Below are 18,733 nucleotides of genomic sequence, written 5' to 3' on the forward strand. Positions count from 1 at the left end.
TCGGGCCGTCAGTCGTTCGTGTCGCTGACGCCGGTCGAGCCGCCGTCGGACGGCTGCTCGGCGCGCGAGCGAGCGGCCACGATACGGCGGCGGGCGACCAGCAGGCCGTCCTCCGCCTTGGCCTTGGTGGGCACGATCTCGGGCATGGCCTTCCTCCCTTTCGGTTGCGAGGGCGGGCTGCCGCCGCCCCCGACGCGTCGCGGTGAGCGGGACTTCACGTCCCGGTCCGTTCGCGTGAACCCACCGAACCGCGTCGCTCGGCTGGGGAACAGGGCGCCAAAGCCGCACACATGCTGCATCCGTGCGGCACTGTGGGTGATGACCTGGGGAATCGGCGGACCATGGCAATCGGGAGGCCACGCCATGACGTTCAAACGCCATCGGCTCGTGCAACGCCGCGAGTCTCGGGGATTCACCCAGGAATCACTCGCCGAGCGGCTCGGCGTCGACCGCACCACCATCGCCCGTTGGGAGAACGGGAAAGGCCCGCAGCCGTGGATGCGTCCGAATCTGGCGAGAGCGCTGAGTCTGTCCCAGGAGGAGCTCGACACGCTGCTGCGCGATGTCGGCGATTGCGATCGGTCGCCGGTGGTCGGAGGCCTGGGCCATGGTGACCCGGCCACGGGAGCCGCGTTTCGCGCGGACCTTTTGGATGTCGCCGAGCGCTACGACAACTCGCCTTCCGCTGGACTACTCGCCGACGCGGGCCGGCTCCTGACTCGCGTAACCATGGCCGCCGACCAGGCCCGCGCCGGACGAGCCCAACGCGAACTCCGCAGCCTGCAGGCCGAGGCGGCGACCCTCATGGGCCAACTCGTCTGGGACGCCTCGCAACGCTCGGACCACACCACAGCCCACACCTACTACGCACAGGGCATCGATCTCGCTCGCCACCTGCACGACCGCACGCTGGAAGGCCGCGCTCTCCTACGCACCGGATACCTCGCGCTCTACGGCACCTGCCAACCACAACAGGGCCTCGACTACTCGCTGCGGGCAGCCGAAGCCGCCAAGACCACCAGCCCCGCGCTGCTGGCCGTCGCCCTCCTCCACGTCGGAGAAGCACACGCGATGCTCGGGCACGCCACCGATTGCGAACGAGCCCTCGCCCAGGCCGAACGCCATCTCGACCGGGTCACCGCCGTCGACGCGGCAGCCGACCTCGTTTCCCCCACCCAGTTCGGACGCCTGGCCGGATCGTGTTATCTGAACCTCGGACAGAACCAACGTGCCCAGCAGCAACTGCAGTCGACTGCGGAGCAATTGCCCGCCAGGCGGAAGTCGCGCACCATCGTCCTCGGCAACCTGACACTCGCCCTCATCAGGCAAGGCGAGCTCGACAACGCCGTGTCCGTGCTCGGCCAGGCCATCGACGAGCTGGAACAAACCCGAGGAGGCGGGGGCATGAACGTCATCTTCGCCGCCGGCCGCGAACTACGCCCCTGGCATCGCAGAGTCGACGTACAAGATGTGCAGGATCGCCTCTTCACCCTGATGACCGCCACCTGAACACCAAGGAGCGTGCGGTGCCCACCGAGCACGAACAGGCCAAACAACGCGTCCGCGAACGAGTATGGAACGCCCTCGATGCCGCGGCCGTCGTCCACGACGCGACCAGTCACGGCCGAATCCCAGACTTCCACGGAAAGGACCAGGCCGCCGAACGCCTCGCCGCACTCGCCCGGTGGAAAACCGCGGGCGTCATCAAATCCGTGCCGGACAAGGCCCAGCTACCCGTCCGCGTGCACGCCTTGGCCGAGGGCAAGATCGTGTACATGGCGGTCCCCAAACTCGCCACGCCGAAGCCGTTCTATGTCCTCGACCCCGCGACACTCACGGCCCCGCCCGAGCAGGCGGCAACCAGTCACATCGCGGCAACCATCGCCCCGACCGCCGACGCCGACACCCTTCAACCGATCGACATCGTCGTCCTCGGCAGCGTCGCGGTGAACCGCGCCGGCGTCCGCATCGGCAAAGGCGCCGGATACTCCGACATCGAGTTCGCCCTGCTCACCGAGGCCGGCCTCATCAGCTCCGCCACCCTCGTCGTCACCACGGTCCACGCACTTCAAGTAATCAACGAACCGATCCCGTCCACCGAACACGACGTCACCGTGGACCTGATCATCACCCCCGACAAAGTCATCAGAACGACCGAAAAGCATCGCCCCTCAGGCATCCTCTGGGACCACCTCACACCAGTAAAGATCGCGCAGATTCCCGCACTCACCCTACGAGCCTCCCGGCCCCATGGCGGGTCGAGCAAACGCACCTGAGAAGAGAGTGCGGCACTGCGGGACGTGATTCCCGGGAGGTCGATAATTCCATCCGGCGGTAACCCTGACCCGACGGTGACGGAGCTGGTTCTATTGTCGTGACTTTTTGCACGATCCAGGATGGCGATTCAGAGTACGCCGAGTCCGAATGCAGCGAACGATGGACCATTGCTCCGCGCACTCCACCTCCGGATAGTCCGCACCATACCGACCATAGGCCGCGAACCCCTCCAAGCGCCGTGTACGGCTGTGCCCGAGAAGACGCGCAAGATCGTTTTGGCTGAAACTGGCGGGAGATGCTCGATCTTCCAGGGCGAGGTGGTCACCCCAGCGTCGAGGTGCTGCCTGCATCACAAGCCGCGATCACGGCCAGTCAAGCAGCTCGTCAATATTTGGCGCCAATTGCGATCCACGCTCAATCAGTGAGATATCACGAGTTGAAACGGCTTCCTCCGTTTCTGATTCAACTTTCAGTCGAGAAATCACCAGAGACAGAATATCAAGTTGGCGCTGCCGCGTGTCGATAAGGCTGGCTAGCCTTGACAATCCATCTGGCACCTCGAACAGTATTCCGACATCCGCTGGCCTTAGGCCAAGCGCCTCGGATGAACTGACGACTTGACCCAATTCGTCGTATTGTCGGGCGGTAGACTTAGTTCTTGTTGCGCACGGGGACCAACGCGCGTAACTGTGCTCCACAGCGGCCGGTCCACGGCGAAACCGCGCGAGGCCACGACTCGTTCAGGCTATTCGATCGCCTTGACTCGGACATCGTACGGAGTATCGAGGACGTACAAGATCCGCGTTACGCAACCTATCGGATTGGTAATGCGAGACCGGCGGTGAAGCGCCTTCGTGCTCTTGCGGCTGCGATTGAGAGGGGCCTTTAGCGGAGCAGCGGCTACTGTCGTGCAGGCTCGGATCTTGTGGCGGGTGATCATTCTTGCATGTGGCCATGCTGTTGATGGCACCTGAGAGCGTGGAGGGCTCGGCGGAACTCGCCGGGCTCAACGCGGGGTCGGGGCATCAGTTGTTCTGGCACTCCCCACGGCTCGTCCATCGAACTCAAGGGATGGGGACCTGCTGGCCAACCCACCGGGAAGTTGCAGTTCGGGTTGCAACTCAACGGTGCGGCCCCGTGCCACCCGGCCATGCAGGCACGTGGAACATGAGCAGGGACTGCACTCGGGCTCTTCCACAGAGCCACGGAGTTCTATGAGGTAGTCCGCGAACTCCGCGTGACACCCGCGGTCGCTGAGTCGCGGCGACGCCGCACCATAATCGGTCACGGTCGTTGACGAACGGGAAAGTGGACGAACGGGGGACCCTCATGGATGTAACGACGCTGGCTGTCGCGCTCATCGGTGTCGGCGGGACGATGGGCGGGACTCTGGGAGGGGCCGTGCTCAGTCAGCGCGCCCGCAGGGTGGAGCTCGCCGAGCAGACTCAACGCACCCAACTCGAACGCGAACAGCAACGTGACGAGCGTGCGCTGCAATCCAAGCGCGACCAATATGCGCAACTGAACGCGACGGCGCGCGCCTATCGAGTGGCAGCTGGAGACGCCGTCCGAGCCACGGAGCGCGGAGAGAACTTGGACGCACGCCTGCTCGACACGGCCAGAGAGGCGTGGTCTGAGCTATATGCGCAGGCCCAGATGATGCTGACGAAGGAACTGTTGGACATCACCTCGGAACTCAACCAGTCGCTCGGACTCGGCTGCGCGGTGGTCAAGCAACTCCCGCACAGCACCGATCGGGCTGCGGCTTGCCGACACGCAAAGGCATGGTTCACCGGCCCGTTGTCGGACGGCGTGTACCTGCTTCGCGTCGCGTTGCGACACGATCTGGGTGTCGAGGTCGACGCGGACTTCGAGCAGACCTCGCGCCGGATCCGCGATGCCCTCTCCCGGGCACACGCCGACCTGGCCCGCCAACTCGACGCAGAGCGCCGCCAGATCACAACCCCGTGACGAGCACACCTGAGCTCCCGGACTTTGGCGGCCACGAGAAACGCTGTCCAGCGGTGGTAAGTCGGTGTTGGGCACGTCCGCAGTCTGCGACTTGGCCCCTGCATCTCGCGGCGAGTCTGTTTGCGGCCGAGGCAGGAGCCAGGCTTCCGGCCGCACTTGTCACCACAGCCGTGCTCGTGCGTCGGACGCAGCCGACTTGCGTTCGGACGTAACCGGCTTCGCGATCTACGGTTGCGCGTCGGCGGATGTTGACCTGCAGCGAACCCGAACCTGGTCGATGCACGTCGGGACCCGCTTGAGACTGCTTGCGGCGCTTGCTGATGGCGGAAGAGCCGCACTGTATTGACCCTCGGCGCAATTTCGGTGCGGAGGTGGCCCAATAGGCATGCTTGTTGGTACTTGGTACGCGTTGCCATACTCCGGCCATCGCCCATCGATGCCGTGCGCAGACGAACGACCGTTCCTTCGCCAACGAGGCCACGGTGCGGCGCTACTTCGAGACGTGGCTGGGCATGGACGTCAACGGCACAGCGGTCCTGTGTCCGGTTTCCCGAAGGCGTCGGCTCGGGGGTCGAAGTGACGGTTGGCTGTACGACCGGCTGATTACAACTCTCCCGCCGCGCTGGACGGCCGCAACCGGCGGCCCGCTCCTTGCCGCAGGGAGTGACCTATGCCGAGAAATAGGGCACAGCATGGGCACACCAGGGCAGGGAATGGCGCGAAACGATGAGCAGTCATGCAAGGCGTTTGTGCAGGTCAGGACCCATGCCACGGCATCCCCGCAGGTCAGCGGATCGCCCGGATCACTTCTTCGGCATCTGAACCCCCTAGGGCGGCCCCGTCGCCCTCTTGGAGGCGAGGGCGGCGGCCGGTGTTGTCGCGCGGTCGGCGGCCTTCTTTGTGGGTTGTGGGTCCTGGGCGGGTGGGTCTGGTTGGTGGTGGTTTCCGGGGATTGGGGGCAGCGGCGGTGGCGGGTTGTGGTGGGGCGCTGACAGACTCGGGTGATGAGGATCGGGGAGCTCACCCGCGACGCCGTTTTGCAGGCCCTTGCGGAGTGCGATCGGCTCGGGACCGAAGACTTCCTCGCGACCTACGGCTTCAGGCCGGCCCTGAAGTACGTCCTGGTTCACGACGGCAGGGACTACGACTCCAAGGCCGTCGCGGGTGTGGCCCATCGCTACTGCCAGGGGCGGGCGTTGCGGTCGGACGAGTTCAGCGGGGGTAGGGCAGCCGCCGCCGGGTGGCTGCGCAGGCTCGGGTTCGAGGTACGCACGCGGGAGTCCGGACCCGCATGGGTCTGGGACGAGTTGGTGCCGGCCTGCGCGCTGCCGGCGGGCGATGGGTGGGCGGACATCGACCCGGGTGACGAGCGCGTGGTCGAGCTCTCCCGACTGTTGCAGAAGCTGCCCTTCCATCCCGAAGCGACGCGGGGAGCCGGCTTCCGAGATCCGGAGGCCGTGGCCGGCAAGATCAGGGGCCTCCGTACCCGCCGGGCGCGGGGCATCGGCAACCCGACCCGCGGCAGGAGCGGCCGGGCGGACGTCGAGGTCCTGCACGCGTTCCTCGCCGCGCCGAGCACCATGGCCGAGGCCGCGCGGCGCATCGGGGCCGGGCTGCGCTCCGGCGAGTTGCTCCGGCTTCCCGAGACGCCGCTCGAAGAACTCGAGGAGTACAGCGCTCCGGAGGGACGCCTCCTCGCCCGGCGGCACCTCTACCGGGAACGCGACCGCGGCCTGCGGGAACGCAAGATCGCCGAGGTCCTGCGCGAACGGGGCCACCTGGGTTGCACCGTGTGCGACTTCGATTTCGAGGCGAAGTACGGTGCGCACGGGGCCGGCTACATCGAGTGCCATCACGTGGTGCCGCTGCATGTGGCCGGGGAGGGTGAGACCAGGCTCGCCGATCTCGTGCTCGTCTGTGCCAACTGTCACCGCATGGTGCACCGCGGTGAAACGTGGCTGACGATCGATCAGCTTCGGGCGTCGCTCGCGAAGTAGCGGTCTCCCAGCCTGCCGGTCTCCGTCGCCCCCTCTGCGGCATCACCCCGGTGCGGGAGTTTTGGCATGCCATGAGGCTTTACGCATGCCGATTGCATACCCCCCTCAGGTATTTTCCGCGCTGCTCTGGATTTTGCATACCCCCCTCGGGTATGTTCCTGGTCGCCGGATACCCCCCGGTCGTATCTATGGAGTGATCGCGATGTCCGAACCACAAGCCAATCCGCGCCGCTGGACGGCGCTTGCGCTCATTGCGCTTGCGCAGTTCATGGTCATCATGGACACGTCGATCATCGGCGTGGCCCTGCCCGAGATGCGTACCGATCTCGGGTTCTCGCAGGAGGACCTGTCCTGGGTCTTCAACGCCTACGTGGTCGCGTTCGGCGGGCTGCTCCTGCTCGGTGGGCGGCTGTCCGACCTGTTCGGCGCCAAGCGGGTGTTCTCGCTCGGCTGGGCGATCCTGGGTGTCGGGTCGCTGGCCGCCGGGCTCGCCGGCGAGGTGTGGGTCGAGCTCGCCGGACGGGCCGTCCAGGGTGTCGGTGCCGCGCTCATCGCGCCCTCGGCGCTGACCCTGCTGATGATGCTCTTCGGCGGCAATCCCAAGGAGCTGACCAAGGCGTTCGCGCTGTACGGCGCCGCCGCGCCCGCCGGTGGCACCGCCGGTGTCTTCCTGGGCGGCCTGATCACCGAATACGCCAGCTGGCCGTGGGTCTTCTACATCAACATCCCCGTCGCCGTGCTCGCCCTGGTCGCCACCCCGTCGCTGATGCCGGACGCTCCCGCCCGGCGCGGTTCGATCGACGTGCTCGGCGCCATCCTCGCCACCGCCGGACTCGGCGTCGCCGTCTACGCCGTCGTGCGTGCCCCCGAGACCGGTTGGGGCTCCGCCGAGACCCTGGTGGTCCTCGCCGCCGGCATCGGCCTGATCGCCCTGTTCCTGCTGCTCCAGGCGAAGAAGGCCGAGCCGCTGATGCCGCTGCGCATCCTGCGTACGCCCAACCTCGCCGGGGCCAACCTGGCCCAGCTGCTGATGGCCGCGGCCTGGATCCCGATGTGGTTCTTCCTCAACCTCTACCTCCAGCAGGTGCTCGGTCTGGGCGCCTTCGCCTCCGGCTCGGCCCTGTTGCCGATGACCGTGGCCATCATGCTCATGATGATCGTGCTCGCACCGCGCCTGATCGCCCGCTTCGGTCCCAACCCGCTGGTGGTCACCGGTCTGATCGCGCTCGCCGGCGGCATGTTGTGGCTGTCGTTCGTCCGCTCCGACGGCAACTACTGGGTCGACGTGCTGCCCGCCTCCCTGCTCGCCGCCGCCGGCATGGCGCTCGCCTTCATCCCGTCCCTGGGCACCGCGATCTCCAGCGCCCGTCCCGAGGAGGGCGGCCTCGCCTCCGGCATCGTCAACACCAGCTACCAGATCGGCTCGGCCCTCGGCCTGGCCGCGATGACCGCCGTCGCCGCCGCGCACGGCGCCCAGGAAGTCGGCAACCCCGGCGCGCTCACCGACGGCTTCTCCGCCGCGTTCCTCGGTGCCTCCGCCATCGCCGCCGCCGGCGCGGTGATCGCCGCGATCACCCTGCGCAAGCCCGCCGGCGCCGCCGACCCGACCTCCGCCGACCCCGCCTCCGAGTCCGTCCCGACCCCCTGATCACACACCGGCCCACGGGCCCCGACCGATGTCACGGACCCCGTCCGACACTCCGAAGGCCGCCCTCCATCCCCACGGAGGGCGGCCTTCGCGCACCCTCGCGACGTGCGTTTCCTCCGTCCGAGGAAGGAGAAGACCGCCCCCGGATGGCCCCACGGGGTGATCGGCTCGGGGGCGGGCTCTGGCAGACTTGAGTCATGGGGGGCAATCCGAGCCGAGAGACCATGCCGCCGTCGGGGCGACGGCTGACCGACGAAGCCGGACGGAAAACCATGCAGCCGATCCCCACGACGACCCGATTGCGGGTATATCTGCACACGCCGCGTCGTCCGCGATTCGTGGTCGAACTCGCGTTGGTGGCGCTGAGCTACTGGGTGTACTCACTGATCCGCAACGCGGTGCCCGAGCGTGAACACCTCGCGGTGGACCGCGCCTGGCGACTCCTCGATGTCGAGAAGACACTGCACATCGACATCGAACACAGCGTGAACCACGCCGTCAACGGCATCACGTGGTTGATCGTGCCGATGAACTACTACTACGCCACGCTGCACTTCGTGGTCACCATCGGTGTCCTGGTGTGGCTGTTCCACAAACATCCCGGCCGCTACCGGGCCGTGCGCACGGTGTTGTTCCTGACCACCGGGCTGGCCCTGTTCGGCTACTTCTTCTACGCCCTCGCGCCGCCGCGACTGCTGCCCGGCGCGGACTACATCGACACCGTCCTGGTCCACCACACGTGGGGATCGATGGCGTCCGGCGACATGAAGAACGTCTCCAACCAGTACGCGGCGATGCCGTCGATGCACATCGGCTGGTCGACGTGGTGCGCGCTCGCGATCGTGATGTTCGCCCGGCCGCTGTGGGCCAAGGTGCTGGGCGTCCTGTACCCGATCGCGACCCTGTTCGTGATCGTGGCGACCGGCAACCACTTCGTGCTCGACGCGGTCGGCGGCTGGATCACCCTGGCCGCGGCCTTCGGCGTCCAGTGCCTGGTCAACGGACGCTCCGCGTACCGCTTCCCGCAGTATCCGCCGGACGACCCGCGGGCCGCGCCGCCACCGCCGCCGGACAGGAAAGCCGACGACGGGCACGACGACCACACACCCGACGCACCTCGCGCGAAGCCTCAGCGCGAGCCCGTCGAAGTCTCGTCCTCGCCGTAGAAGACCCGCTCCACCACGGCCCGCGCCAGCCTGGTCACCCGCCGATACTCCTCCAGCAGGCTGCCGGTCTCGTCCGACGCGTGCCCGAGCAGCCGGGCCACCCCACCCAGCTCGCGCACATCGGACGGGAAGCTGTCGGAGGACCGGCCGCGTACGATCATCACCGCGTTGCGCACCCGGGTGGCCTCGACCCACGCGTCGTCCAGGACCCGGGCGTCGTGCGCGTCGAGCAGCCCCGCGTCCCGTGCCGCCGCCAACCCCTGTCGGGTGCCGGTCACCCGCAGCGTGGGCACCTCGTGCGCGTGCCGCAGCTGGAGCAGTTGCACCACCCACTCCACGTCGGCCAGACCGCCCCGGCCGAGCTTGGTGTGCATGGTCGGGTCGGCCCCGCGCGGCAGCCGCTCGGCCTCGATCCGGGCCTTCATCCGGCGGATCTCGCGGACCTGGCCGTCGTCGATGCCTCGGCACGGGTAGCGCACCGGCTCGACCAGCGCCAGGAACCGCCGGCCCAGGTCGGCGTCGCCCGAGGTGACGTCGGCGCGCAGCAGGGCCTGGCTCTCCCACAGCTTGGACCAGCGCTCGTAATAGGCCCGGTACGACGCGAGCGTGCGCACCAGCGGCCCCTGCCGGCCCTCGGGGCGCAGGTCGGCGTCGATCAGCAGCGGCGGGTCGGTGGACGGGATCTGCAGCAGCCGGCGCACCTCGTTGCACACCCGCTGTGCGGCCTTGGCGGCCGGCTCCTCCGGCGCGCCCTCGATCGGCTCGTACACGAACATCACGTCGGCGTCGCTGCCGTATCCCTGCTCGTAGCCGCCGAACCGGCCCATCGCGATGATCGCGATCCGGGCCGGGATGGGCCCGTGCTCGCGCTCGTACCCGTCGACGGCGGCCCGCAGCGCGCCGGTCAGCGTCGCGGCGTTGACGTCGGTCAGCGCCCGGCCGATGGCGTCCACGTCCAGCCGGCCCAGCACGTCGGCGGCGACGATCCGAAACAGCTCCCGTCGGCGCACGCTGCGCGCCGCCTGTACCGCGCTCTCCGGCCCCGGCGCCCGCCCGACCGCGGCCAGGACCTCGGTCTCCAGCGCCGCCCGCGAACGCGGCCGCAACCCGTCCCCGTCGCCGAGTATCGCCACCGCCTCGGGCGCGCGCAGCAGCAGATCCGGCGCGAGCCGCCCCGAGGCCAGCACCCGGGCCATGTTCTCCGCCGCCGCCCCGGAGGCACCCGCCCCCGAGTCGCGCAGCAGCCGCAGGTACCAGTGCGTGTTGCCGAGCGCGTCGGAGACCTGCCGGAACGCGAGCAGACCGGCGTCGGGGTCGGCCGAGTCGGCGAACCAGCTCAGCATCACCGGCAACAGCGTGCGCTGGATCGAGGCCCGCCTGCTGACCCCGGAGGCCAGCGCCTCCAGGTGGCGCATCGCGGCGGCCGGGTCGGCATAGCCCAGCGCCTCGAACCGGGCCCGCGCGGCCTCGGCGGTGAGCCGCTGCTCGCCCGGCTTGAGCCGGGCGACCGCGTCCAGGAGCGGCCGGTAGAACAGCTTCTCGTGCAGCCGGCGCACCTCCAGCGTCTGCTGCTTCCAGGCCTTCTCCAACTCGCCCACCGGGTCGGAGCGCATGCCCATCGAGCGGGCGATCCGGCGCAGTTCGCCCGCGTCGGTCGGCAGCAGGTGGGTGCGGCGCAGCCGGAAGAGCTGGATGCGGTGTTCGAGGGTGCGCAGGAAGCGGTACGCGGCGTTCAGCCCGGCGGCGTCGTCACGGCCCACGTAGCCGGCGGCGGACAGCGCGGCGAGCGCCTCCAGGGTGGAGCCGTGGCGCAGCGTCGGATCGGACTTGCCGTGCACCAACTGGAGCAGCTGCACGGCGAATTCGATGTCGCGCAGCCCGCCCGGCCCGAGCTTGACCTCGCGGGCCACCTCACGCGCCGGGATGCTGTCCACCACCCGACGGCGCATCGCCTGCACGTCGGCGACGAAGTTCTCCCGGCCGGCCGCGGTCCACACCATGGGCGAGACGCTGTCCATGTACTTGCGGCCCAGGGCCGGGTCGCCGGCCACCGGGCGGGCCTTGAGCAGGGCCTGGAACTCCCAGGTCTTGGCCCAGCGTTCGTAGTAGGCGAGGTGGCTGGCCAGGGTCCGGGTGAGCGGGCCGTTGCGGCCCTCGGGGCGCAGGTTGGCGTCGACCTCCCAGATCGAGCCCTCGACGGTGGTCGCCGAGCAGGCCCGCATCAGGACGCCGGCGAGCCGGTTGGCGGCGGCGACCGCGATACCCTCCGACACGCCGGGCGGGGCCTCGGCGACGAAGACCACGTCCACGTCGCTGATGTAGTTGAGTTCGCGTCCGCCGCACTTGCCCATGCCGATCACCGCCAGCCGGCACTGTTCGGCCTCGACCGGATGCTCGCGGCGGACCAGGTCGAGCGCCGCGTCCAGGGTGGCGCCGGCCAGGTCGGCGAGTTCGGCGGCCACGGTCGGCTCGTCGGCGAAGCCGCACACGTCGCGCGCGGCGATGGAGAGCAGGCAGCGCCGGTAGCCGATGCGCAGCGCGTCGAGCGCCGGGTCGCCGCGCAGGCCGGTGAGCGCGCCGGTGAGTTGGGTATGGAAGTAGGCCGGGGTGGGCCGGGCGTCCCGGACGTCGTAGGTGACCAGGGAGCGCCAGTCGTCGGGGTGCCGGGCGAGGTGGTCGCCGAGCGCGGCGCTGACCCCGAGGACGCCCAGTATCCGGTCCCGGAAGGGCTTCGCGGACGCGAGCGTGGACAGCAGGACCGAGCGGTCGGCGGCGGCCTCGGCGAGTCGGACCAGGCCGAGCAGCGCGAGGTCGGGGTCGGCGGTGGCGGCCAGCGCGTCCAGGAAGAGCGGATCGTCGCCCGCGCCGAGCAGGGCCGGATCGCGCAGGTTGCGCGCGGCGCTCGCGATGTCGGTGAAGCCCAGTCGCACCAGACGCCCGTCGGTGGCCGCCGGTTCACGAGGCTGATCCACAGAGGTCACCGACCGAGCGTATCCGGTCAAACGACTGATCGATCAAGAACGGAACTGGGAATGTGGACGCGCCGCACCGGGGGTTCGCCGAGCCCCCCGACCGCGGCGAACACATGTGCGGCGCGCCCTCGTCCGGTGGTGAACAGCGATTCCACTCTGCGAGCCGTCCGTCCCACGGCCCGAAGAGGCCTCCGTAGCGACGAGCCGCCATACGCCACCGTACGGGACGTCACCCTACGTTAGCGTAGGTGCCATGCGCAACGGTGTTCCCTCGGAGAGGGTTCAATCAGACGACGAACCGGAACGGTCCGCTCGCCCCGGCCGCCGCACCCTCAGCCGAGAGGACTGGGCTCGAGCGGCCCTGGAGGCGATGCGGGAAGGCGGCCTGGGCGCGGTCGCGGTGGAACCCCTCGCGGAACGCCTCGGCACCACCAAGGGCAGTTTCTACTGGCACTTCAAGGATCGCGACTCGCTCATCCAGGCCGCCCTGGAGCGCTGGGTGGCCGAGTCCGAGGAACTGATGGCCGCTGCCGAACGGATCGAGGATCCGGTCGAGCGTGGGCGCCGACTCACCGAGTACGCGTTCACCGCGCCCAGCGGCGCGGACATCACCACCACACTGCTGATCCACGCCCAGCACCCGGTGGTCGGCCCGATCCTGGAGCAGGTCACCCGCCGGCGGCTGGAGTTCGGCGCCCGGCTGACCGAGGAGCTGGGCCTGCCCGCCGACGCCGCCTACCGGCATGCGCTGACCGCGCTGACGATGACCGTCGGCATCGCGCTGATCCGCCGGGGCGCGCCGCAGCTGCTGCCGCAGGGCGAGGAGAAGGACGCGTACGTCCGCTACATCCTGGAGCTGCTCGGCCCGCCGATGTCGTGAGCGCGGACATCTCGGGCAGGTCCCGGCCGCGGACGGACGTCCCGAGCCCCCGGCGGGCCCGTACGTCCGACCGCCCCTCGCCGCCCGACGACCGACGGCCCGATCCCCCGGCGGGGTCGGGCCGTTCGACGTGGTGGCGCCCCGGACTCGGGACAGTGCCGGACCGGCAGCGGTGCCGGCCGCGAAACGGAGCCGGCGCGATGCCGGACCCGCCGCCGTGCCGGCGCCCGCCTCAGAGCACCGGCAGGTAGCGCTTCAGCTCGAAGGGAGTCACCTGCTGGCGGTACTCCTCCCACTCGTGCCGCTTGTTGCGCAGGAAGAACTCGAAGACGTGCTCGCCCAGGATCTCCGGCAGCAGCTCGCTGCGCTCCATCAGCGCGATCGCCTCGGCCAGGTTCTGCGGCAGCGGCGCGATGCCGAGCGCGCGCCGCTCGGCGTCGGTCAGCGCCCACACGTCGTCCTCGGCGCCCGGGGGCAGCTCGTAGCCCTCCTCGACACCCTTGAGCCCGGCGCCGAGCAGCACCGCGTACGCCAGGTAGGGGTTGCACGCCGAGTCGATCTGGCGCACCTCGATCCGGGTGGACTGCCCCTTGGTGGGCTTGTACATCGGCACCCGCACCAGGGCCGAGCGGTTGTTGTGGCCCCAGCAGATGTACGACGGCGCCTCGCCGCCCATGCCCGCGGTGCGCGCCGACGCGCCCCACAGCCGCTTGTACGAGTTGACCCACTGGTTCGTGATCGCGGCCATCTCGCCCGCGTGCCGCAGCAGCCCCGCGATGAACGAGCGCCCGACCTTGGAGAGTTGGTACTCGGCGCCGGCCTCGTAGAACGCGTTGCGGTCGCCCTCGAACAGGGACAGGTGGGTGTGCATCCCCGAGCCCGGGTGCTCGGAGAACGGCTTGGGCATGAAGGACGCGTGCACGCCCTGCTCCAGCGCGACCTCCTTGACCACCAGGCGGAAGGTCATGATGTTGTCCGCCGTGCTCAGCGCGTCGGCGTAGCGCAGGTCGATCTCCTGCTGGCCCGGCGCGCCCTCGTGGTGGCTGAACTCGACCGAGATGCCCATGTTCTCGAGCATGGTGATCGCCTGGCGGCGGAAGTCCTGGCCGACCGGCTGCGGGGTGTGGTCGAAGTAGCCGCTGTGGTCGATCGGCGTCGGCGGGGTCCCGTCGACCGGCTTCTCCTTCAACAGGAAGAACTCGATCTCGGGGTGCGTGTAGAAGGTGAAGCCCTTCTCCGAGGCCCGCTCCAGGGTGCGCTTGAGCACGTAGCGCGGGTCGGCGAAGGACGGCGAGCCGTCGGGCATCAGGATGTCGCAGAACATGCGAGCGGTACCGGGGGCCTCGGCCCGCCACGGCAGTATCTGGAACGTGGCCGGGTCCGGCTTGGCGAGCATGTCCGACTCGTGCACGCGCGCGAAGCCCTCGATCGCCGAGCCGTCGAAGCCGATGCCCTCGGCGAACGCCTGCTCGAGTTCGGCCGGTGCCACCGCGACGGATTTCAGGAAGCCGAGCACGTCGGTGAACCAGAGCCGCACGAACCGGATGTCGCGCTCCTCGAGGGTGCGGAGCACGAACTCCTGCTGCTTATCCATAATTCCCTATCCTTGCAGGTCGGACGGCCTGTGAGCGATCGGCAGGGGCACCGCGGGCACCCGAGTATCCCGCTGCGGGGTTTCGAGCACATTACGTGCCCTTTGCGTTGCGTCCTCGGCCGCGTACAGCTGTCGCCGTGCGTCGCCACGCCCCGTGCTCCGGTACCCCGAAACCGCTCGGGGACGACCTGTGGGGCGGCTGTTTCGTGCGGCATCACACCCGCCGGGAAATTCCGTCGGGCGAGTCGTCGGGGCCCGGTGGTGAACCGTGCCAAGGGTATCCTCCGGGCGGTTCGACGCCGAGCCCCGGGCCCGCCCGGGCGAATGCCTTTCGCCCGCTGTTGGCCTGCGCTTTTCCCTCCGGCCGAGGGGCCGCCATCGCACGCCGCGCCCGGTCCGCACGAACGGGCCGCGGGCGGGTCGCGAGCGGGCCAGGGGTGGTCTGCGCCGACCTCCGTCGACTATTCGTCACTTTGACGTCAAGGGTCGGGTACATTGGAACGCGTGACCCGGATTCGCATCGCCCTCAGCCAGATCGACCCCACGGTCGGCGACCTCGACGGCAACGCCGAACTGGTGGTCGGCCGCACCCGGCGGGCCGCCGAGCGCGGCGCGACACTCGTGGCCTTCCCGGAGATGGCCCTGACCGGCTACCCCGTCGAGGACCTGGCACTGCGCTCGTCCTTCGTCGAGGCGTCCCGACTGGCCATGGAGGACCTCGCCGACCGGCTCGCCGCCGAGGGGCTGGGCGAGATCGCGGTGGTGGTCGGCTATCTGGACCGGTGCGAGGAGTCCGCGCCGCGCCTGGGCCGCCCGGCCGGCGCCCCGCAGAACGCGGTCGCGGTGCTGCACCGGGGCCGGATCGCGGCCCGCTCGGCCAAGCACCACCTGCCCAACTACGGCGTATTCGACGAATACCGCTACTTCGTGCCCGGCGACCGGCTCCTGGTCGCCCGGGTCGGCGGGGTGGACATCGCGATCGCGGTCTGCGAGGACCTGTGGCAGGAGGGCGGCCCGGTGGCCGCCGCGCGCGCCGCCCGGGTCGGACTGCTGCTGTCGATCAACGCGTCGCCGTACGAGGTGAGCAAGGACGATTCGCGGCTCGACCTGGTCCGCCGCCGGGCCCGCGAGGCCGACTGCACGCTCGCCTACGTCAACGCCTTCGGCGGGCAGGACGAGCTGGTCTTCGACGGCGACTCGCTGATCGTGGACGCCGAGGGCCGGCTGCTCTCGCGCGCCGCACAGTTCCACGAGGAACTGCTCGTGGCCGACCTGGACCTGCCGCAGCGCACCGTCGACGCCCGACTCGCCCGTACGGACGACACGGTGGCCGACGACCTGACCATCCGGCACGTGGTGCTGACCGAGGAGTCCGCCCCGCCGCCCGCGCCCGCCGCCGAGCACACCATCGCGCCGGCCCTGTCCGACGACGCGGAGATCTACCGGGCGCTGGTCACCGGTCTGCGCGACTACGTGGCCAAGAACGGCTTCAAGTCGGTCCTGCTCGGCCTGTCCGGCGGGATCGACTCGGCGCTGGTCGCGGCGATCGCGGCCGACGCGGTGGGCGGCGGCAACGTGTACGGCGTCTCGATGCCCAGCAGCTACTCCTCCGAACACTCCAGGGACGACGCGGCCGACACCGCCGAGCGCATCGGGCTCGACTACCGGCAGGTGCCGATCGCGCCGATGGTCGACGCCTACCTGGCCGCGCTCGGGCTGACCGGCCTCGCCGAGGAGAACCTCCAGGCACGGGTGCGCGGCACCACCCTGATGGGCCTGTCCAACCAGGAGGGCCACCTGGTCCTGGCCACCGGCAACAAGAGCGAGCTGGCCTGCGGCTACTCCACCCTGTACGGCGACGCGGTGGGCGGCTTCGCGCCGATCAAGGACGTGCCCAAGACCGCCGTGTGGCGGCTGGCCCGCTGGCGCAACGCCGAGGCCGAGCGACGCGGCGAGGTCGCGCCGATCCCGGTCAACTCGATCACCAAGCCGCCCAGCGCCGAGCTGCGGCCGGGCCAGGTCGACACCGACTCGCTGCCGCCCTACGAACTGCTCGACGACATCCTGGACGACTACGTCGAACGGGACATGGGCCGCGACGCGATCGTGGCCGCGGGCTTCGAGCCGGCGCTGGTGGACCGCATCCTGGCCCTCGTCGACACCGCCGAATACAAGCGGCGCCAATACCCCCCGGGCACCAAGATCTCCCTCAAGGCCTTCGGCCGCGACCGCCGCCTACCCATCACCAGCCGCTGGCGCGAAAGCGGCCGACCGGGAGCCGGACCGGCCTGAGCCCGCAAGCCGAGACGCCCGCAGGGCCCGACCGATGCGGTCGGGCCCTGCGGCAGGCGGCTTCGCGGCGCCTCACTTCAGGCGCAGGTCCGCCTGGACCGGCTTGTGGTCGCTCGAGGTGCTGCCGAGGACCTTGGCGTCGGCCGCGGCCATGCCCCGGTACATGATGTGGTCGATCGCGGCCATCGGGAACGACTCGGGCCAGGTGAAGCCCATGCCCGTGCCCGCCGTGTCCTGGGCATCGCGCAGGTAGCGGGTGACCGGGCGCAGCGCGCGGTCGTCGGTGGTGCCGTTGAGGTCGCCGACCAGGATCACGTGCGGCGCGGTCTCGACCGCGAGCGACGAGGCGAGCCGGTCGATCGTGCGGTTGCGGTCGCCGACGGTGAAGCCGCTCGGGCCGAAACGCACCGACGCCAGGTGCGCGACGTAGAAGGGCACGTCGCCCTTGGGCGTGGTGATCACGGTGCGCAGTGCCCGGGTGAAGCCCATCCCGACGTCGATCGCCTCGGCCTTGCTCATCAAGAAGCGGGCCGTGGTCCACACCGCCACCGTGCCCTCGTGCTGCACGTTGGGGTAGCGGTCCTTGAGCACGGCGTTGTACTGCTTCCACGCGCCCTCGGGCAGCTCCTCGAGCGCGATCACGTCGGCGCCCGAGCCGAGCAGCGAGCGGGCGGTGCCGGCCGGGTCGGGGTTGTCGGCGTTGACGTTGTGGCTGACCACCCGCAGGTCGTGCGGGCCGCCGCCGCGGCCGGGCAGGAAGAAGCCGCCGAACATGGTCACCCAGACCAGGACCGGCAACATCGTCGCGGCGACCGCGGTCCACGAGCGGCGGATCGCCGCGCAGACCAGCAGCACCGGGACGACCAGGCCCGCCCAGGGCAGGAAGGTCTCGATGAAGCTGCCCCAGTTGCCCGGGGTGTTGGGCACGAGCCGGTGGAAGGCCATCGGCAGTGCGGCCAGCACCGCGAACACCGCGATCACCCGGCCGCGCCGCCACGGCGGGGTGCGCCAGACGCGGACCGCGCCGTCCCGGATCGACTCCCACGACCAACGTGACCCGCGCCGCGGACCGCCGTCGCCGGCCGGCTGCGGCTCGGCTCCGGTATCGGTCGTGGTGGGCCACGTCATGCTGCCTCCTGATGTCCCGGGGTACGGGTCCCGACTGTCCGCGTCAACGTACGAACAAAACGTCGCCTACGTCGAAACGGACGCCGGGAAGCGGCCGATAGGTTCCCTTTGGGCTCAGGAGCGAGCGCGGATTCCGCCGAGCAGCGCATCCGCGAGTTGGCCCGGCAGCTCCGGATCCAGACTCGCGTTCTCCCGTACGAGCTTGCGTACCAGTATGGGGCCCGTGACGAGGTCCATCAGGACTTCCATCGGAAGGTCGGCACGCAGCTCACCGGAGTCCATCCCGCGCTGGAGCAGATCCCGCAGGATCGCCCGGCGCTTTTCCACCACCACCTCGTGGTAGCGCCGATGCAGCTCCGGATGGTTGCGGATCTCGCCCGCGACCACCCCCATCAGGCCGTCGCCGCGCTTGTCGATGGCCTGCCGGCGCATGTTCTCCAACACGCTGACCAGGTCCTCCCGCAACGAGCGGCCCGCGAGCACGGTCGGGGTCACCTCGGCGGCCTCGATCGCCGCGATGATCAGCGCCTCCTTGCCGGGCCAGCGGCGGTAGATGGTGGCCTTGCCCACCCCCGCCTCCTGGGCCACCGCCTCGACGGACAGGCCGGTGATGCTTTGGTGCTCGGCGAGCAGTCGCAACGTCGCGTGCAGGATCGCCCGTTCGGCCTCCTCGCTGCGGGGCCGGCCCCGGCGCGGCTTGTCCGCCGCGCCGGGGTCTTCGACGTCGATCTCGACGGCGGGGTCGGTGTGCACGGTGGCGTCGGCCGGCGTCGGCTCGACCGCTGATCGGGATGTCGCAGGCTGCATG

The 18,733-nt window shown here is 69.8% G+C and carries 14 protein-coding genes; 8 read left to right on the forward strand and 6 right to left on the reverse strand.

Annotated elements, in window-relative coordinates; translation table 11 throughout:
- Positions 1-8 precede the first annotated feature (8 nt).
- Positions 9-146: a hypothetical protein gene (locus ACH4XV_RS13090; protein WP_395789181.1), complete on the reverse strand. Its 138-nt coding sequence runs from the start codon at positions 144-146 to the stop codon at positions 9-11.
- A 217-nt stretch (positions 147-363) separates the two neighbouring features.
- Here ACH4XV_RS13090 and ACH4XV_RS13095 point away from each other — a divergent pair, with 217 nt between their 5' ends.
- Together ACH4XV_RS13095 and ACH4XV_RS13100 are read left to right on the forward strand one after the other, a co-directional pair.
- Positions 364-1,509: a helix-turn-helix transcriptional regulator gene (locus tag ACH4XV_RS13095; protein ID WP_395789183.1), complete on the forward strand. Its 1,146-nt coding sequence runs from the start codon at positions 364-366 to the stop codon at positions 1,507-1,509.
- Positions 1,510-1,526: 17 nt separating this feature from the next.
- On the forward strand, positions 1,527-2,276 hold the full coding sequence (locus tag ACH4XV_RS13100; RefSeq protein ID WP_395789184.1) for a 5-formyltetrahydrofolate cyclo-ligase: 750 nt from the start codon (positions 1,527-1,529) through the stop codon (positions 2,274-2,276).
- Positions 2,277-2,639: 363 nt separating this feature from the next.
- Here ACH4XV_RS13100 and ACH4XV_RS13105 read toward each other — a convergent pair whose 3' ends face one another.
- The gene (locus ACH4XV_RS13105) at positions 2,640-2,834 is read right to left on the reverse strand and encodes a hypothetical protein (protein ID WP_395789186.1); all 195 of its coding nucleotides are present in this window, start codon (positions 2,832-2,834) and stop codon (positions 2,640-2,642) included.
- A 772-nt stretch (positions 2,835-3,606) separates the two neighbouring features.
- Between ACH4XV_RS13105 and ACH4XV_RS13110 the strand changes: the two genes are divergently transcribed.
- The 4 genes from ACH4XV_RS13110 to ACH4XV_RS13125 all read left to right on the forward strand — a co-directional run bounded on the left by ACH4XV_RS13110 (position 3,607) and on the right by ACH4XV_RS13125 (position 9,059).
- Complete coding sequence (locus ACH4XV_RS13110) at positions 3,607-4,248, forward strand: hypothetical protein (protein WP_395789188.1); 642 nt, start codon at positions 3,607-3,609, stop codon at positions 4,246-4,248.
- A gap of 1,004 nt (positions 4,249-5,252) precedes the next feature.
- On the forward strand, positions 5,253-6,245 hold the full coding sequence (locus ACH4XV_RS13115; protein WP_395789190.1) for an HNH endonuclease: 993 nt from the start codon (positions 5,253-5,255) through the stop codon (positions 6,243-6,245).
- Positions 6,246-6,447: 202 nt separating this feature from the next.
- A complete protein-coding gene (locus tag ACH4XV_RS13120) occupies positions 6,448-7,893 on the forward strand; it encodes an MFS transporter (protein WP_395789192.1) in 1,446 nt (481 codons plus the stop codon).
- 197 nt (positions 7,894-8,090) lie between these two features.
- The gene (locus ACH4XV_RS13125; RefSeq protein WP_395789194.1) at positions 8,091-9,059 is read left to right on the forward strand and encodes a phosphatase PAP2 family protein; all 969 of its coding nucleotides are present in this window, start codon (positions 8,091-8,093) and stop codon (positions 9,057-9,059) included.
- Here ACH4XV_RS13125 and ACH4XV_RS13130 read toward each other — a convergent pair.
- A complete protein-coding gene (locus ACH4XV_RS13130) occupies positions 9,023-12,031 on the reverse strand; it encodes a bifunctional [glutamine synthetase] adenylyltransferase/[glutamine synthetase]-adenylyl-L-tyrosine phosphorylase (protein ID WP_395789978.1) in 3,009 nt (1,002 codons plus the stop codon). The two genes, ACH4XV_RS13125 and ACH4XV_RS13130, sit on opposite strands and share 37 nt — an antisense overlap.
- A 253-nt stretch (positions 12,032-12,284) precedes the next feature.
- On the opposite strand from ACH4XV_RS13130, the gene ACH4XV_RS13135 reads away from it, so the two are divergent.
- Positions 12,285-12,911, forward strand: coding sequence for a TetR/AcrR family transcriptional regulator (locus tag ACH4XV_RS13135; protein ID WP_078977487.1), 627 nt, complete (start codon positions 12,285-12,287; stop codon positions 12,909-12,911).
- Between the two features lie 232 nt (positions 12,912-13,143).
- On the opposite strand, the gene ACH4XV_RS13140 is transcribed toward ACH4XV_RS13135, so the two are convergent.
- Positions 13,144-14,505 (reverse strand): glutamine synthetase family protein, encoded by a 1,362-nt coding sequence (locus ACH4XV_RS13140; RefSeq protein ID WP_078977486.1) that lies wholly within the window; start codon positions 14,503-14,505, stop codon positions 13,144-13,146.
- A gap of 504 nt (positions 14,506-15,009) precedes the next feature.
- Between ACH4XV_RS13140 and ACH4XV_RS13145 the strand changes: the two genes are divergently transcribed.
- Entirely contained in the window at positions 15,010-16,797 is a 1,788-nt protein-coding gene (locus ACH4XV_RS13145) for an NAD+ synthase (protein WP_395789196.1), read from the forward strand.
- Between the two features lie 72 nt (positions 16,798-16,869).
- Here the strand turns inward: ACH4XV_RS13145 and ACH4XV_RS13150 are convergent, their stop codons facing one another.
- Positions 16,870-17,925, reverse strand: coding sequence for an endonuclease/exonuclease/phosphatase family protein (locus ACH4XV_RS13150; RefSeq protein WP_395789198.1), 1,056 nt, complete (start codon positions 17,923-17,925; stop codon positions 16,870-16,872).
- A gap of 114 nt (positions 17,926-18,039) precedes the next feature.
- On the reverse strand, positions 18,040-18,732 hold the full coding sequence (locus tag ACH4XV_RS13155) for a TetR/AcrR family transcriptional regulator (protein WP_395789200.1): 693 nt from the start codon (positions 18,730-18,732) through the stop codon (positions 18,040-18,042).
- Position 18,733 lies beyond the last annotated feature (1 nt).

The organism is Embleya sp. NPDC020630 (assembly GCF_044334985.1).
Taxonomy (GTDB): domain Bacteria; phylum Actinomycetota; class Actinomycetes; order Streptomycetales; family Streptomycetaceae; genus Embleya.